The following is a 15,815-nucleotide window of genomic DNA, read 5'->3' as shown; positions in this document are numbered from 1 at the left end:
CCTTAGGGGGAAAAACAATGAAGCGTTTTTCAAAGGAAGAAAGCAGCTGGATCTTTTATGACTGGGCAAATTCAGCCTATTCCATTATCATTTCGACCGCAGTCTTTCCGCTATTCTATAAGGCTGCCGCTACTAACGCGGGGGTCAGTGCCGCTAATTCCACTGCTTATTTAGGGTACACCATCGCGATTGCCACCTTTATCCTGGCTATGATTGGCCCGATTCTCGGAACGATTGCCGATTATGAAGGCTACAAGAAGAAATTCTTTACTTTCTTCTTTGCCCTCGGAGTTACATTCACTGCCCTCCTCGCTTTCGTTCCCAGTGATCAGTGGCTGCTCCTCTTAATTTTTTATACAGTGGCAGCCGTCGGTTCAGCTGGTTCTAATGTTTTCTATGATGCCTTTTTAACCGACGTAACGACAGAAGAACGGATGAATCGGGTGTCATCCCGTGGTTTTGGATTCGGGTACATCGGAAGCACGATTCCGTTTATCATAAGCATCGCCATCATCATATTATCTCAAAATGGGGTACTTCCCTTCTCCGTTACCATCGCCAGTAAAATTGCGTTCGTCATTACCGCTTTATGGTGGGGACTATTCTCCATCCCATTACTAAAAAATGTCCATCAGCGCTACTTTATCGAGCGTGAGAAGAACCCTGTTGCCAATAGCTTTAAGCGCCTTGGTAAAACGGTGAAAGAAATCCGGAAATACCGTGCATTATTTTTGTTTCTTCTTGCTTACTTCTTTTATATCGACGGAGTCGGCACCATCATTACGATGTCTACGGCTTACGGATCAGATCTTGGGATCACCTCCACTAACCTCTTGATCATCCTGTTTGTGACTCAGGTTGTGGCTGGACCGTTTGCTATTCTATACGGAAGATTGGCGGAGAAATTCACGGGGAAAAGGATGCTGTATGTAGGAATTTGCGTTTATATCATCGTTTGCATTTACGCTTATTTCCTGGAGACCACAATGGACTTCTGGATCCTCGCCATGTTGGTTGCTTCTTCCCAAGGAGGCATCCAGGCATTGAGTCGGGCATACTTTGCAAAATTAATTCCGAAGAAGAACGCCAATGAATTCTTCGGTTTTTACAATATCTTCGGTAAATTCGCCTCGATCCTCGGACCTTTGTTAGTCGCCGTCACCGCCCAAGTGACAGGCGAGTCTAATAGCGGTGTTTTCAGTCTCGTCGCCCTCTTTATCATCGGACTTGTCATTCTGGCTTTCGTCCCTGAGCCGAAAGGAAATGAGATGGAGAAGCCTGCCGTTTTATAAAAAGAGAGCCTGAACGCATATGTTCAGGCTCTTCTTAGTGGTTTAAAAGGTATGAGCAGCATCCTTCGCTCTTGCAATGGCATTCTCTTTAATCTCCTGGGCTTTTTCAGGCATCGCAGCATGTCCTTCCACAAATACACCCTCGAAGGAAGGGACACCGAAAAACTGCATGATGATGTCCAGGTAACGATGCCCCATTTCCATGCCGGCTGCAGGTCCCTCTGAGTAAATGCCACCTCGTGCCTGGATATGGATAGCTTTCTTGTCCGTCAGTAATCCAACCGGTCCCTGCTCTGTATACTTAAACGACTTACCGGCAACTGCTACAGAGTCAATATACGCTTTCATCACCGGTGGGAAGGAGAAGTTCCATAATGGTGTAACGAACACATACTTATCAGCAGAAATAAACTGTTCTGATAATTCATTGAGGCGATTCACTTTCGACTTTTCTTCCGATGAAAGCTCCTCAAACCCTTTTCCCGTTTGAAGCTTCCCCCATCCACTAAACACATCAGCGTCAATATGGGGAATATGCTCACGGTACAGATCAATGTGAACCACTTGATCGTCAGGGTTCACTTCTTTATACGTATCCATAAATGCTTTCGCCACCGCCATGCTGTACGATAGTGTATCATCATGGGGATGAGCTGTAATATATAATACTTGCGCCATTTTTCATCCATCCTTCACTCATATTTTCCGCTGTATTATTTTGTGAAAAAATGCTGGAATTATCCAAGGTTTGGTCATCTCAGAAAAAAAGAATGCTGTCACATAGACAACATCCGATTGTTCATAGATTTAGATCGATTCTTACTCTTCCTCCCCGGAAGCTTCAAAAGGGTTCCCCCCGATATTCTTTCTCATTTCGTCTGTTAGTTCAAATGAAGTGTTCTCTTGTGCTTCCCCTGTTGCGAAATAGTGACTGCCATCATAGTGAAATGGTTTACCTTCCAATGTTGACACCTCCGTTTTTACTGTAGTATTGCCTTTATGTACAGGTCTATTCAGTTCGTCCTGAGCATTCCGAGAACAGACCTTTTACCTAGTAGTATCTGCTTATTATATTATTTTTTCTTCCAGAAGATATCCTTTTTCCCAATTTTATATTGATATTTTTCATTTTCCAACACAACTACCTGCTCATGGGAAGCTTTGGCCACTTGTTTCGTTTCCGTAACGAGATAATAGATGAGATCGTGACATTGCTGTGCCCCTTTTACGAGAAGAGGAACGCCTATAGAATCGATTCCCAGCTCCCTGGACAGGAACCCCCCGGCTGTCATGAGGGGAGGAACAGTCGGCGAGGTGTTGGAAATGATGATTTTCTCCCTTTCTCCATATCTACTAAGCAGGATGTTACTCAAATCAGTTAGTGCAGGAACGACATACTTTGAAGATCTCCTTCCTATCGTATACACCGGGTTATTCTCTTCGTCCATCCCGCGAAAAAGGATTTGTCCTGCCTCTTTTTTCGTCAGCTGGTTAAAGTAAGGAATATTGAGGATGTCGTTCTTAGTTAATGGGCTGTGTGAAGGCTTTAGAATATGCAGGTGATATGCTGCTGCAAGAGATGTTGTATGAGTCCCACCAAAGTCATTGTAAATGTAAATCATCGCACCACCCCACCTTAGACTACTTTTCCTTTAAGTATGGGCAGAAAGAAAGAGGACTATCCGCAATGCCATTTGCAGGTCGTTTTATATTCCATTATGTCTACCGTATAAAAAAAACAGAGGCATCTACATCAGATGTCTCTGTTTTTCTTTTAGGAATCTCTTTTGTTTTCTTCTGATGACGATTTCTTCAAGCGTACCTGATCCGCATACTACTCCCAACACGATGAACACCAATCCGATCAGGTGATAGAACGTCACGGTTTCATTAAGAAAAATGGCGGCTCCTACGAGGGAGAAAAAGGTATTGAGATTCAGGAAAATCGATGTTTCGGCGGCTCCAATTTTCCCGATCGAATGATTGTATATCATGTGCCCTACGGCCGTTGCTAAAATGGCAGAAGCAAAGAACAGAAGCCAAATGGAACTTGAGGCATTTCCCAGTTCTTTTATTGCCCCCGGCTCTGTGAACAGACTAATCGCAAACAAGACAACGGAACCGAACACCAGCATATACCCCGTAAGTAATCGGGGGTCCAACGTTTTGGCTGCCCTACTGATGATAATGAAGCTTAAGGCTTGTGAAAAAATGGAGATAAAGATAAACAGATCCCCGGTCTTCAGTCCGCCTAATCCCTCTCCGCCTGACAAAACAATGATCACAACCCCTACACTACCAGACAGAAACCCGATGATTTTAATCACTGTCGGCCGGTTTCGCAGGATGATCGTCGCCATTAAAGCCGTCAACAATGGACCGGTTCCCAGGATCAGTCCCCCGTTAGTCGACGACGTTCCGGTCAGCCCAACTGATAAAAAATAATGATGACTGACGACATTCAATAAGCCACCCGAGATAATGAACAATAACTCTTTAGCCGTCGGTTTTCTTATTTTCCCCATGATACCAAGAATGATAAATACGGTAATCCCCGCCGTGAAGATGCGGAGGGATGTAATCGTTACTGGCGTAAATTCACTCACCAAAACCTTTAATGCAGGAACATTAAAGCCCCAAATCAACATGATGAACACAAGTATCAGATACGTTTGCCACTTTTTCAATTCTCCCTGAGGCCTTCTTTCTATATTTAGTATTCCCCCATCATAGCACCAGGTGGCGTTCCCTGCCAGAAAATGAATTCGATTCGTGAAACAATTTTAGTGTTTAAAACGTTACATAGATATAAGAGAAGAGGAGGTATTTATTAATGAGAAACTCAAGGGTGATGGCCCGGGTATTCTCTTTGGCTTCTTCGGAATTAGAACATCCGAAAACAAATGAAAGGGAAAGGATACCAATCATAACCCCATTACAATATATTACTTTACCTTCTCCGCCGATCAATTCAATGGCTTCTTCTAGTTCCATCCCTTTTGTCACACCGTTAAATTCGGGAAGAGCGGAAAAAAAGGAACCCCTTCCTACCAAATCGATATGGTGTGGGACGGTGAAACCGGTAACTCATTCGGACAGATTTCCTTTCAGAATAATAAAATGATGACGAAAATGCAGAAAGGATTGCAGTAGGGACGCAAATAAGTCCATTCTTTTACCAACCAAAGAATGGACTCACCTCTTACAATTGATCAATGCTGTTCAGAAAAGCATCTAATTCCTTTTCAGAAATAAACTTAAACGAGTATCCATATTGGATAGGCTGCTGTCCTGTATGCTGCTTCTTCGGAAATAACGTAAAAGCTGTACTATGGGTGATACCATTACTCCTATTTCGCAAGGGTTTACTATTCTCTACACGTTTTGGGTGGATGACGGCACATAAATCCTTCGTAGGCAGCAAATAAATGATATCTTCCTCTTTCTTGAATTCCACTGCTTTACTGTTTTCTTTCGATAGTATGTATTCATTTTGTATAAAGATTTTCTTTAGGTTTTCCATTTCACTACTCCCCTCAAAGATCTTTTCTTATTTTATCATGAGGGAATACCTGGGCATACTACTTCTTCGGTGCGCTCCTTGAAAGCAAAATATACTGATCAACATTCTTCCTTAACCCAGACTATGCTATAGTAAAGGTCGAAAGGGGTTTTTAAAATGACCAATCAACAACTGCCGCCAAAAACGTGTACGATCGACCGTCTGGTAACTAAAGCTAAGGACGTCGAGAAAGTGCTTAATGGTGAGAAAACGGCGACCCGCAGAAACGGACGATACGCTGATATTGGAGAAATCATGGAGCTTCAGGGAAAGAAATACATAGTAGAAAACGTCTACTCCCAATCACTTGGTGATCTAACAGATGATCATGCCAAGCAGGAAGGGTTTCATACTGTGGAGGAATATAAAGAAGCCATCCTCTCATATCACCCAGGCATGCCATGGCACCCTAGCATGAAAGTATGGGTGCACGAATTCACATTAGTGAACGAATAGAGTACGACGGATGGAGTATTTATTATACAGAACGCTTATCTATCTTCATGTGATCAGCGTCGTGGCCTCTATCGGCCCATTTTTCATACTATTGCCGCTGATGAAAAAATTACGGATCGCTTCTGAGTCCACGCTTCCTTCGTACCTGGACACGTTCCGCTTCACGGTCCGACTCTCCAAGCATGCGGGACACGTGCTCGTCGGAACAGGAATTCTCCTGGTTCTACTCGGACCTTGGACGTGGAGTACACCGTGGATCATCATGACCCTTGTCATTATGTTCTGCTCCCTGTTCTTTCTCGCAAGGGCGTTCTCACCGACACTACGGAAGTTTGCAGAGAAGGACGCCGACCGGGAATGGCTGGTCGGGAAATTGAATCGGACCGTTTGGATTTATCTCATCCTTCTACTGGCTATGCTGTGGTTTATGGTCGTGAAGCCGAATTTGTGGATGTAATGGAGTTGACTCATAGCGTGTACCAGGTACAATGGATGTCATTTGTACTTGGTACACGCTATTTTTGAGGATAAATGAACTAGTCCCCATGACTCGATCACCTTCAATCCCCCCGAACTGCTACAGTCCTTACCTTAAAAATAAAATAGTAATACTTATACACAATGATCAAACCCAGGATCACCTTTACCGTCAGAATATCCGATAAAATCAGCGGTAAGAATCATGATGTCTGAAAAAATCAGCAGCGTAACCTTCTGGCGCAGTGTCATGGATCGATGACGAATAAAACCCTCTAAATGCTTGTCATATACACTGGTTCCTTTAAACCAGACCTCAAATTGTTCGGATCCCCTTACAAAGAAAAAGGATGCTAACAACAAAAGTGGAGTCGTTGGTATGAGAGGCAGCACGATGCCTACAACCCCGATTCCCATAAATAGCAAACCTAATAATATATAAATCATTTTCTTAATTTTGTTTATTACGGCCACTCCTTTTTAACCCTTCATTTCCTCTCTATTCTATTCATGATGAAAGAAGCTGGCAAGGAACAAAAAGAACCTGACATTTGTGAAGTATACGCTCACACCAAAGTCAGATCCTCTCTTCTATTCATTCTCCTTATTCTCTTTTCCCTTCGATTCCAAAACCTTCATGAAATAGGCTGTCGGAAGCAGCAATCCTATGGCTGCCTCAAGCAGTGCAAAGAATCGGATATGTCCTGTTGGGATATAATCTCCGTACCCGACAGACAGGATCGTCACCCCACTATAATAGAGGTAATTGAGAAACGTATGCTCTACCGGCTTGCCGCTGGGTGAACTGACACGCAGCATCGGATTCTCAAACGACAGGGCATAATAGAGTACAGCAAATGCGATCATTATACTGAGAAGTACGAAAAACAGCTTATAAAAAAGCGTTGTACTAAAATAACTGTATTTGAAATGCTTATCCTTAAAGAAATAGATTAAGTTTACCAGGATGAAAATGATGGCTCCGATTGTAACGATGCTTGCCAAAACGTTTGAATCCTCCTCTTTCATGTACTATGTTTCATATACCACGTGTTGTATGTTTAAAACTCAACTATAGTAGATTCTCATCTCCCCTTGTACAAACCCATCAACTCTTTTATTCTAGTAATAATAGAATTTTCCGAAAAGAAGGAACCTGCAATGAAAAAGTTCTCACTTCAATCCAAGATTATCGTTATTGTATTAGCACTTCTTTCAATATTGATTTTATCCTTATCAATCATCTTTTTCAGGATGCTGTCCGATACATTAACGGACTTGAAAGGGAAACAAGCACTGGCAGTGGCACAATCTGTATCCAAGATGCCGGCTGTCATCGAGGCCTTTAATGCAAATCAGCCGGAAGACATCATCCAGCCACTGGTGGAAGATATTCGAAAAGAAACAGGGGCCACCTTTATTGTTGTCGGCAATCGAGACTCTGTGCGCTACTCTCATCCCATGCCTGAACGGCTCGGGAAAAAGATGGTCGGTGGAGACAATGAAAGGGCCCTAATAAAGGGTGAATCTTATGTTTCTCATGCAAGAGGATCATTAGGACCATCTGTTAGAGGAAAGGTTCCTATAAGAAACGCCCAAAACGAAATCATCGGGGTAGTCTCTGTCGGATTTCTTGAAGACAGTATCCACGACATCGTCATTCCCTATCGTACTAAGGTACTGATACTCGTCACCGTCATCCTATTAATTGGAGTCATAGGTTCATTTTTCATTGGGAAAGGAATCAAAAAGGCGATCTTCGGTTTGGAGCCTGCTGAAATTGCCATGCAGTTCAAGGAAAAGCGTGCCATCATCGAATCGGTCCGGGAAGGAATCATTGCAATCGACCAACATGGATCGATTACGGAAATCAATGCTAAAGCCCACAGTATCCTGGCTCTTGATCATCAATCCTCCAATAGGGGGAGACATATTCTAGAAGTCATTCCCGATACGAAAATGATGGATGTCCTGGAAACTCGAGAAAGCCAGCTCGATGATGAGATTTCATTAAATCATCATGACCTCATCGTCAACAGGCTCCCTATTTTTGAAGAGGAAAAAATCGTCGGGGTGGTAGCCAGTTTCAGGAGAAAAGATGAAATCGATCAGCTCACTAAAGAACTTTCTCAGGTTCAAGAATATGCAGGTATATTGCGCTCACAGACCCATGAATACAGAAACAAATTGAATACGATTGCAGGTCTCATTCAACTTCATCATCATGAAGAGGCATTAGCCCTCATACAGGAGGAGTCCTCTGGATATGAAGACTTAATTCAATTTCTACTGAAAGCGATTCCTGACCCTGTCCTGGCTGGCCTGATCATTGGAAAATATAATCGGTCTCAAGAGTTGAAGGTCTCGTTCTCGATTCATCCTGACAGCTCAATTACAACACCACTTATAGATGTGCAGCAGGAAAAATTGATTACCATCATTGGGAACATTCTTGATAATGCCTTTGAAGAGGTCTTATCCCAGCCACTACACAACAGGCGGGTTCAATTGTTTATGACTGATTTAGGTAATGATTTTATTTTTGAAATAGAAGACAGCGGTGCTGGAATCCGGGATATAGACTCAATTTTTGAAAGGGGCTATTCTACAAAAGCCGGCAAAGACAGGGGCATCGGCCTTCATCTGGTTCAAAGAAGTGTGGAGCATCTGAACGGGTACATAACAGTAGAAGAAAGTGAGCTTGGGGGCGCATGGTTTACGATTAGTATTCCAAAGCAACATTAGGGGGAGAAAGTATTGCGTAAGTGGAACGTATTCATTATAGAAGATGATATTCAAACAGCTGAAATCAACAGCCAGTACATCGCTCAAATGGAAAGATTTCAGGTAGGCGGGATCGCCACTACCATTGCAGAAGCCAAAAAAGTCTTACCTGTTGTCAAACCTGATTTAATCTTACTTGACATCTACTTTCCTGATGGAACCGGCAGTGAATTTCTATGGGAGATCAGAAAGCATTACCGGAGCACAGATGTCATCCTCGTCACAGCAGCAAAGGAAACCGAACATATTTCCAATGCCATCCGTGGAGGGGCATTCGATTATATCCTGAAACCCATTATCTTTAACCGATTTCAGGATACCCTATTAAAATATCAACAGTATAAAGAGAGAATGAATGATTCTCAAGTAGAAAATCAACTTGAAGTGGACACTTTATTTAATAGAAAGAAAAGTACGAGTAACATTAAAACCGTCCAGCCCCCTCCGAAAGGGATCGATACGATTACATTGGAATCCATACTCAAAAGGATAGGAACCGATCACAGTCGGGGATATACGGCTGAGGAAATGGCAGGGGAAGTCGGCGTGACCCGTACAACGGCCAGGCGCTATCTGGAGTATCTTGTTTCCCAAAAGAAAATCAAAGTTGAGCTTACCTATGGAGGTGTCGGGAGACCTCAGAGAAAATATTTCTTTCAAGAATAAGAAAAAAGCAGTGAGGCATTGGGGGCTTCACTGCTTTTCTATTAATCATGCTTCTTTCTTCAAATCTTGACTTTCCGTGGCCTTCCCTCTTCTCGTTAAACCTAAAATCGTAGGGAGCACAAGTGAAAGGAATGAAACGATCAGTAAACCTATGGTGATATTACTTTGAAAAAACACACTGTAAGATCCGTTTGAGATCGTCATCGCCTGTCTGAAGGATTGCTCCATCATCCCTCCCAATATAAACGCCAGAATAAATGGCGGAGCTGGGAATTTAAACATTTTCAATAAGTAGCCTAACACGCCAAATCCTACAAGCAAGTACAGATGGAACGTGTTGAAGCTGACTGCGTATACCCCTATTAAACAGAACACAATGATCAATGCGATCAACAGCTGCTTCGGAATATATAAGATTTTTGCCAGTACCGGGATGAGCGGTAAATTAAGAATCAGGAGAAATAGATTCCCGATATACATACTTGCTATGACTCCCCAGAATACGTCGGGGTGATCCTGAAGCATCAATGGTCCCGGCTGCACTCCTACAACTAGTAGAGCCCCAAGTAATACAGCAGTGGTTCCAGACCCTGGTATCCCTAATGTTAACAAGGGAACGAACGCCCCGCTTGTTGCCGCATTATTGGACGTTTCAGGAGCGGCCAGTCCCTTGATATTCCCTTTTCCAAAAGAAGATGGATCTTTGGATAAACGTTTTTCTGAAATATAGGAAAGGAATGAAGCGATCGTTGCCCCGGCTCCAGGCAGGACTCCCAAAATAAAGCCAAGGACGGAATGACGGCCAATCGGGCCTGCCATCTCCTTTAATTCCTGCTTCTCAAGCTTTAAACTGCCAACAGCACTCTTCCCTTTCAATGTATTTTCATTCCTTGAGATAATTAACTGACAAACCTCGGAAAGTGCAAATAATCCTAAAGCAATAATCAGAAAGTCGATCCCCTCTAATAACCCCGGGTTTCCAAATGTGAAACGCTGTGTACCTGTTTGCTGATCAATCCCGACAGTTGCGATGATCAGTCCAATCGTCGCCGAGATCAGTGCTTTATTGGTGGAGCCTTCAGATAAACTCGATATCGCTGTCAGGCCAAGAAGCATTAGAGCGAAATACTCAGTAGGGCCAAACGTAATGGCAAGCTTAGCCATATAAGGAGCGACCAGCATAAGTGCCACCACACTTATCGTTCCCCCTGCGAAAGAAGATATGGCGGCAATGGCGAGTGCTTTCCCTGCCTTCCCCTGCTTTGCCATGGGATATCCATCAAATGCTGTTGCGACAGTCCCTGAAATACCCGGCGCATTTAATAGAATCGAAGAAGTCGATCCGCCGAACACAGCACCATAATAAACCCCTGCCATCAGGATCAAGGCGGAAGCGGGAGACATCCCATAACTAAGGGGGATCATGATTGCAATGGCGCTGATCGGCCCCAATCCCGGCAGCATCCCGATAATCGTACCAGCCAATACCCCGATGAACGCGAAGAACAAGTTTTCCGGGGTAAAGGCTACTTGAAATCCATATAATATACTTTCAATCATGCCCGTCACCTCCTAAAAGGGTAGAATCCCCTGTGGTAATGTAATGTTGAGTAAATAGTTAAATGAATAATACATGATGCCTGAGAATAGAAAGGCCACTAATACCGTAGTGAGCTTCTTTTTAAATCCCAATACAAACGGGATGACTAACAAGAATAGAATAGTGGATAATAAAAATCCGATCGGCTCCAGTAAAAAAATATATACGAGCAGTGCTCCTAATACCGATAACAGAATGATGACATCTTCTTTTTTTACATAACGTCTTTTCCTATCTTCTTCCGTATCATCCTTCGCCTGGAAGAACAAAACAACCGCTAAAATAATGAGCAGGAATCCAAGCCCTTTCGGAAGGACGTCACTATCGATAATGGCGTATGGAAAGGCGGGAAGCTGAAAGCTGAGAGCTAAATAGATTCCTGCAAAAACAAGTAAAATTATTGAGATGATCCGATCTGGTTTTGTTTTCATGTGATTCACTCCTAATCATGAAAAGGAAGGAGCAGATGTTTCTGCTCCAGACCCCATTATTTTTTCAAGCCGATTTCCTCCATTAATACTTCAATTTCTTTGTACTCTTCATCCAGGAAGGTACTGAACTCTTCTGAAGACATGTAGTTGTCCGTCCAGCCAAACTTGTCCCGCATTTCCTCCCACTGATCCGTTTCGATCATGTCTTTAAACGCTTTCTCATAATAAGCAACGGCATCGGGATCCATATCCTTTGGACCTAAGAATCCACGCCACACAACAAATTCATCATCAATTCCTTGTTCTTTTAACGTAGGGAACCCTGAAACCGTTTCTCCTTCCAAACGCTCGGGAGCTGTAATTGCCAGAACCTTCACCTTGCCTGCACGGGCTTGTTCAGAGGCTTCTGCAAGGCCCGTCGAGTACACATCCACTTTTCCTCCGAGTAGCATGCTCATTCCAGATCCGTCTTGAGCGGAAACATATTTCAGCTTTTTAACATCTACCCCTGCTGCTTTAACCGCTTTTACGAACTGCATATGATCCATGCTTCCCGGTGAAGAAACCCCCACAATGGATACTGATGTCGGATCTTTTTTTAATGCATCGACAAGATCATTCATCGTATCGTAAGGTGAATCCGCGTCTACAACAAAGGCTGCATAGTCAGCGATCACCCCGGCTATAGGTGTGAAATCATTGTGAGAAAGGGTCGACTGTCCATTAAGGGGAACAAAGAACATCGGTGGAGACGTGACGAACATAGTGTGGTTATCTCCTTTTTTACTATCAATATATGACCAGCCGACAGAGCCCCCTCCACCTGGTTTATTGACTACAGCCATGCGCTCTTCAATGATTTTCTGTTCTTCCATTACCTTTGAAACGGTCCTGGCCGTCGTATCCCAACCTCCACCGGCACCTGCTGGAGCAACTACCTCAATTGGTTTAGACGGGCTCCATTCCCCATCACTTTCAGTATTACTTGCAGAATTCGACCCTCCGCATGCCGTGGTGACAACTAGTAAACTTGATAAAATAATAGCCATGATGCCTGTTTTCATTTTCATCAAACATTTCCCCCTCTGAATATTATTGATAACGCTTTCATTATAGAAAATTCAGAAACTTAATAAAATAAATCGTAAATAAACGGCAAAAGGAACTTTGTGGGTATATTGTTTATAAAGTTCACGGAATTGACTTCTGTCTTATTTATCATCTAAAAAACCCTTTCGAAAAATCCACATATGATAAAGCAACTTCTTTATATTGAGAAAGGTGAGAGCAATGTTTAATCAACCATTCAGTATGTACAGACCGATACACGGAGGCGGAGGGCATGCAAGCTGGGGCAATGGACACGGGCACGCCACTTGGGGACACGGAACAAGTTGGAACCAGGGAGGAAATTGGAATCACGGAGGCAACTGGGGTTATCACGGTGGTGGCTACTATCCTGGATTTGCGGCAGGAACGGTGACTGGCTTAGCTGTGGGGGCTGCTGCTTCACCGGGTCCTTACCCTGTACCGGTCCCAGCTTATCCTTACCCATATCCGTACCCATATCCACCTCCCTACCCGCAATCTTATTAAAAGAAATATGTCAAAAAACAAAGTCCCATCTCCTAGTAAAAGAGAGATGGGTCTTTTCTATCATTTAGGAATACTGATCCTTCATTGATTATTTAGTACCATTTGGAAATATTCACCTTAGAAATAATAGCAGTTCAAAATTCCATCAATTGTGATACTATAGATTAGTTAGTGTTTCGTTCATAGTTTAGTAGAATCAAGGAGGAACTGAATATGGATTTCTTATTTCCACTTGGACTTGCCATCTCATCCGGAGCCATCATTGCACTATTAAAAATCATTGCAATCGATATTATATTATCCGGGGATAACGCGATTGTCATCGCTATGGCAACGAGAGGGTTACCGAAAGAACATCAAAACAGAGCGATTTTCTGGGGAACAGCAGGAGCTGTCATCCTGCGCATTTTCTTTGCTGCCATTATTGTTTACTTATTAAAAATTCCTTATGTTCATTTGATCGGCGGGGTCCTTCTTTTATGGATCGCCTATAAAGTATTGGTTGAAGGTGAAGAAGAAGCCAATATTAAATCTCACACCGGCCTTAGACAAGCGATCACGACTATCATTATCGCAGATGCCGTCATGAGCCTTGACAATGTGGTGGCCGTTGCGGGTGCAGCACATGGACATATGGGTATGATTGCCCTGGGCGTATTCATCTCAATTCCGATTATGATATTCGGATCAAAGGCGATTGTCAGAGTACTTGAAAAATATCGTTGGATTGCCTATATGGGTGCAGGAATTCTTGCATTTACAGCAGGTGAAATGATTGTTAGAGACGAGAAATTCTTACATTTACTTAATATCCAACATGGTCCTGTTACGTATTTGATCACAATCGGTCTTACAGTTGGGGTTTTACTCATAGGATACTTAGTAAATAAGAAATCTGTTTCACCCCAAAATAAAAACGTTGAACAATATAATGCTTAAATCCAAAAGATGCTTACATTTGTAGGCATCTTTTTTGTTTTGTGGAGGAATCTTTTGGAGATACTAATTGGCAGTTGATCGAAGTGAGGACGTGTTCGTTTGGATTTTTTTATGAGTCAGGAATCGTTGACTAGCCTGGAATGGATTTTGCGCGCTATTTTCGGCTTCATCTTTCTAATTATCATAGCTAAATTAATGGGACAACGATCGATTTCACAGTTAAGATTCCTTGATTTTGTTATGGCCCTCCTAATAGGGAACATCATGGCTCACCCATTGTCTGACGAAGGACTGGGATTGAAAGGCTCTATGCTCACCATGGGCACATTGGTGGCACTCTATCTGATTGGGGTATACCTCAGTCTGCATTCAACCTTCATACGAAAAATACTCGACCCCGCCCCCATACCATTGATCGATAACGGGGAAATCCTATATCAAAATCTCAAGAAAGCACGTGTACCCATAGACAGTCTTTTGTCTGAATTAAGAAAGCAGCAGACCGAAGAAGTTGAGAATGTGGCATTGGCCCTGTGGGAAACTGGCGGAGAAATCTCCATATTTCTCAAACCACAATACCAGCCTGTGACTCAAAAGGATCTGTCCCTGTCTCCAAAAGGGTTCGATCTCCCCATGCCCGTTATTGAAGATCGGAAAATCAATCAATCTCTATTAATGAAACTGGGAAAGGATGAACATTGGCTGCATGATCAGCTAAAGACCACTTACAATGTCACCGTGCACGATGTATTACTTGCCACCATCGATAAACAAGAGCACATTAAGATCTATTTGTATAAATAAAGCTCTCTCCGCATTCGGAGAGAGCTTTATTCATTACTTCATCATCTGCCTGACCAGTTCTTTATTTCTCTTCTTGAATACTTCGTTATGGGAAGAGACCATGGCGAATTTATTTGCTTCAGGCTGAATGAATTGCTTCGCTTTATTGACTGCGTTGGCAGCGTCCTGGAATGCTCCTGCAATCAAGTTCACCTTTCCGTCGTGTTTCAAGATATCACCCGCTGCGTAAAGACCTTCTATTGATGATTCACTGGTAGTCGTACCGGCTATGTAATACTGATCGATCATGTCGATATTCAGTGAACTATTCTTAAGCAGAGAAGTATCTATTTCATACCCATGATTGATGATTACTTCATCAATGGGTAAATAGGAAACCTCTCCTGTCTGATGATTGGTCAGTTGCACCTTTTCAATGGTTTCATGATTGGCGGATGCAATCAGCTTGGTAATCGATGTGTTGAGCAGGCAGGATGCCGAACTGTTCATGAGCTGGGCACATTGAGCTTCGTGACCGTTCAATGCTTCCTTTCGATAGGCAACATACACTTTCTTCGCTACGGGTTCTAATTCATTTGCCCAATCGATGGCTGAGTTACCACCACCCGAAATGATGACCGTCTTATCTTTAAACCTTTTTAATGATTTGACTGTATAGTTTAAATTAGAAACTTCAAATCGTTCTGCCCCTTCGATATCAAGCTTTTGAGGGTTGATGATTCCGCTTCCCACTGCGATGATGACGGTTTTCGAGTAGTGCTTTTCCCCTGATGAACCCCCTAATATAAAGATACCTTCTTCATTACGTGTAATGGATTCAACTTTTTCGTTCAAGACGACAGTCGGATCGAACGTCAATCCTTGTTGAACAAGCTGTTCAATTAATTTCGCCCCGGGAATTGGAGTGAGTCCCCCTACATCCCAAATCATTTTCTCAGGATACACATGTATCTTTCCACCTAATGATGGTTGAAACTCGATGATCTTTGTTTTCATTTCTCTAAGTCCACTATAGAAAGCTGAGTAAAGTCCCGCTGGACCTCCCCCAATGACTGTCACATCAAATAGTTCATGATTGTCCATTACCGTCCACTCCTTGAGTAACCAAGATATAATTGATTATCATTCTCAATTACATCCTACATCTTTATTAATGATTTGACAATATAAATTTCTATTGACATTAGTAAAAAAGGATTATAGTATTT

The 15,815-nt window shown here is 42.8% G+C and carries 20 protein-coding genes; 8 read left to right on the top strand and 12 right to left on the bottom strand.

The window, feature by feature from the left end; all coding sequences use genetic code 11:
• The first annotated feature begins 17 nt into the window (after window positions 1-17).
• Window positions 18-1,292 (top strand): MFS transporter, encoded by a 1,275-nt coding sequence (locus ACOSV2_RS15165; protein ID WP_428975838.1) that lies wholly within the window; start codon window positions 18-20, stop codon window positions 1,290-1,292.
• Between the two features lie 42 nt (window positions 1,293-1,334).
• On the opposite strand, the gene ACOSV2_RS15160 is transcribed toward ACOSV2_RS15165, so the two are convergent.
• The 6 genes from ACOSV2_RS15160 to ACOSV2_RS15135 form a co-directional block, all read right to left on the bottom strand.
• Window positions 1,335-1,970 (bottom strand): FMN-dependent NADH-azoreductase, encoded by a 636-nt coding sequence (locus ACOSV2_RS15160; RefSeq protein ID WP_428975837.1) that lies wholly within the window; start codon window positions 1,968-1,970, stop codon window positions 1,335-1,337.
• 141 nt (window positions 1,971-2,111) lie between these two features.
• On the bottom strand, window positions 2,112-2,255 hold the full coding sequence (locus ACOSV2_RS15155; RefSeq protein WP_428975836.1) for a hypothetical protein: 144 nt from the start codon (window positions 2,253-2,255) through the stop codon (window positions 2,112-2,114).
• Between the two features lie 110 nt (window positions 2,256-2,365).
• Complete coding sequence (locus ACOSV2_RS15150; RefSeq protein ID WP_428975835.1) at window positions 2,366-2,914, bottom strand: DUF3189 family protein; 549 nt, start codon at window positions 2,912-2,914, stop codon at window positions 2,366-2,368.
• A gap of 126 nt (window positions 2,915-3,040) precedes the next feature.
• Complete coding sequence (locus tag ACOSV2_RS15145; protein ID WP_428975834.1) at window positions 3,041-3,979, bottom strand: DMT family transporter; 939 nt, start codon at window positions 3,977-3,979, stop codon at window positions 3,041-3,043.
• A 103-nt stretch (window positions 3,980-4,082) separates the two neighbouring features.
• Window positions 4,083-4,286 carry a hypothetical protein gene (locus ACOSV2_RS15140; RefSeq protein WP_428975833.1) on the bottom strand — a complete coding sequence of 68 codons (204 nt, stop codon included), beginning with the start codon at window positions 4,284-4,286 and terminating at the stop codon, window positions 4,083-4,085.
• A 208-nt stretch (window positions 4,287-4,494) separates the two neighbouring features.
• Window positions 4,495-4,815, bottom strand: a complete 321-nt coding sequence (locus ACOSV2_RS15135; protein ID WP_428975832.1) for a hypothetical protein — start codon at window positions 4,813-4,815, stop codon at window positions 4,495-4,497.
• A gap of 156 nt (window positions 4,816-4,971) precedes the next feature.
• Between ACOSV2_RS15135 and ACOSV2_RS15130 the strand changes: the two genes are divergently transcribed.
• Together ACOSV2_RS15130 and ACOSV2_RS15125 are read left to right on the top strand one after the other, a co-directional pair.
• Window positions 4,972-5,310 (top strand): ASCH domain-containing protein, encoded by a 339-nt coding sequence (locus ACOSV2_RS15130; protein ID WP_428975831.1) that lies wholly within the window; start codon window positions 4,972-4,974, stop codon window positions 5,308-5,310.
• A 10-nt stretch (window positions 5,311-5,320) separates the two neighbouring features.
• Complete coding sequence (locus ACOSV2_RS15125; RefSeq protein WP_428975830.1) at window positions 5,321-5,767, top strand: hypothetical protein; 447 nt, start codon at window positions 5,321-5,323, stop codon at window positions 5,765-5,767.
• A 155-nt stretch (window positions 5,768-5,922) separates the two neighbouring features.
• Here ACOSV2_RS15125 and ACOSV2_RS15120 read toward each other — a convergent pair whose 3' ends face one another.
• Window positions 5,923-6,261, bottom strand: a complete 339-nt coding sequence (locus tag ACOSV2_RS15120; protein WP_428975829.1) for a DUF454 family protein — start codon at window positions 6,259-6,261, stop codon at window positions 5,923-5,925.
• Between the two features lie 117 nt (window positions 6,262-6,378).
• Window positions 6,379-6,792: a potassium channel family protein gene (locus ACOSV2_RS15115; protein WP_148968084.1), complete on the bottom strand. Its 414-nt coding sequence runs from the start codon at window positions 6,790-6,792 to the stop codon at window positions 6,379-6,381.
• 156 nt (window positions 6,793-6,948) lie between these two features.
• Here ACOSV2_RS15115 and ACOSV2_RS15110 point away from each other — a divergent pair, with 156 nt between their 5' ends.
• Both ACOSV2_RS15110 and ACOSV2_RS15105 read left to right on the top strand, forming a co-directional pair.
• Window positions 6,949-8,532 carry an ATP-binding protein gene (locus ACOSV2_RS15110; RefSeq protein WP_428975828.1) on the top strand — a complete coding sequence of 528 codons (1,584 nt, stop codon included), beginning with the start codon at window positions 6,949-6,951 and terminating at the stop codon, window positions 8,530-8,532.
• A gap of 12 nt (window positions 8,533-8,544) precedes the next feature.
• Window positions 8,545-9,237, top strand: coding sequence for a response regulator (locus tag ACOSV2_RS15105; RefSeq protein ID WP_428975827.1), 693 nt, complete (start codon window positions 8,545-8,547; stop codon window positions 9,235-9,237).
• A gap of 45 nt (window positions 9,238-9,282) precedes the next feature.
• Here ACOSV2_RS15105 and ACOSV2_RS15100 read toward each other — a convergent pair whose 3' ends face one another.
• Genes ACOSV2_RS15100 through ACOSV2_RS15090 form a run of 3 tightly spaced genes read right to left on the bottom strand, consistent with a single transcriptional unit; the run spans window position 9,283 to window position 12,332 of the window.
• A complete protein-coding gene (locus ACOSV2_RS15100; RefSeq protein WP_428975826.1) occupies window positions 9,283-10,797 on the bottom strand; it encodes a tripartite tricarboxylate transporter permease in 1,515 nt (504 codons plus the stop codon).
• Window positions 10,798-10,809: 12 nt separating this feature from the next.
• Window positions 10,810-11,268, bottom strand: coding sequence for a tripartite tricarboxylate transporter TctB family protein (locus ACOSV2_RS15095; RefSeq protein ID WP_428975825.1), 459 nt, complete (start codon window positions 11,266-11,268; stop codon window positions 10,810-10,812).
• A gap of 56 nt (window positions 11,269-11,324) precedes the next feature.
• Window positions 11,325-12,332, bottom strand: coding sequence for a tripartite tricarboxylate transporter substrate binding protein (locus ACOSV2_RS15090; RefSeq protein ID WP_428975902.1), 1,008 nt, complete (start codon window positions 12,330-12,332; stop codon window positions 11,325-11,327).
• A 226-nt stretch (window positions 12,333-12,558) separates the two neighbouring features.
• Between ACOSV2_RS15090 and ACOSV2_RS15085 the strand changes: the two genes are divergently transcribed.
• The 3 genes from ACOSV2_RS15085 to ACOSV2_RS15075 all read left to right on the top strand — a co-directional run bounded on the left by ACOSV2_RS15085 (window position 12,559) and on the right by ACOSV2_RS15075 (window position 14,607).
• Window positions 12,559-12,864: a hypothetical protein gene (locus tag ACOSV2_RS15085; RefSeq protein WP_428975824.1), complete on the top strand. Its 306-nt coding sequence runs from the start codon at window positions 12,559-12,561 to the stop codon at window positions 12,862-12,864.
• Window positions 12,865-13,077: 213 nt separating this feature from the next.
• Window positions 13,078-13,803, top strand: coding sequence for a TerC family protein (locus ACOSV2_RS15080; protein WP_428975823.1), 726 nt, complete (start codon window positions 13,078-13,080; stop codon window positions 13,801-13,803).
• A gap of 99 nt (window positions 13,804-13,902) precedes the next feature.
• A complete protein-coding gene (locus tag ACOSV2_RS15075) occupies window positions 13,903-14,607 on the top strand; it encodes a DUF421 domain-containing protein (protein ID WP_428975822.1) in 705 nt (234 codons plus the stop codon).
• Window positions 14,608-14,640: 33 nt separating this feature from the next.
• On the opposite strand, the gene ACOSV2_RS15070 is transcribed toward ACOSV2_RS15075, so the two are convergent.
• On the bottom strand, window positions 14,641-15,690 hold the full coding sequence (locus ACOSV2_RS15070) for an NAD(P)/FAD-dependent oxidoreductase (protein WP_428975821.1): 1,050 nt from the start codon (window positions 15,688-15,690) through the stop codon (window positions 14,641-14,643).
• Window positions 15,691-15,815: the final 125 nt, after the last annotated feature.

It is taken from the genome of Rossellomorea sp. DUT-2 (assembly GCF_052665285.1).
This window is presented reverse-complemented; position numbering and strand designations above follow the sequence as displayed.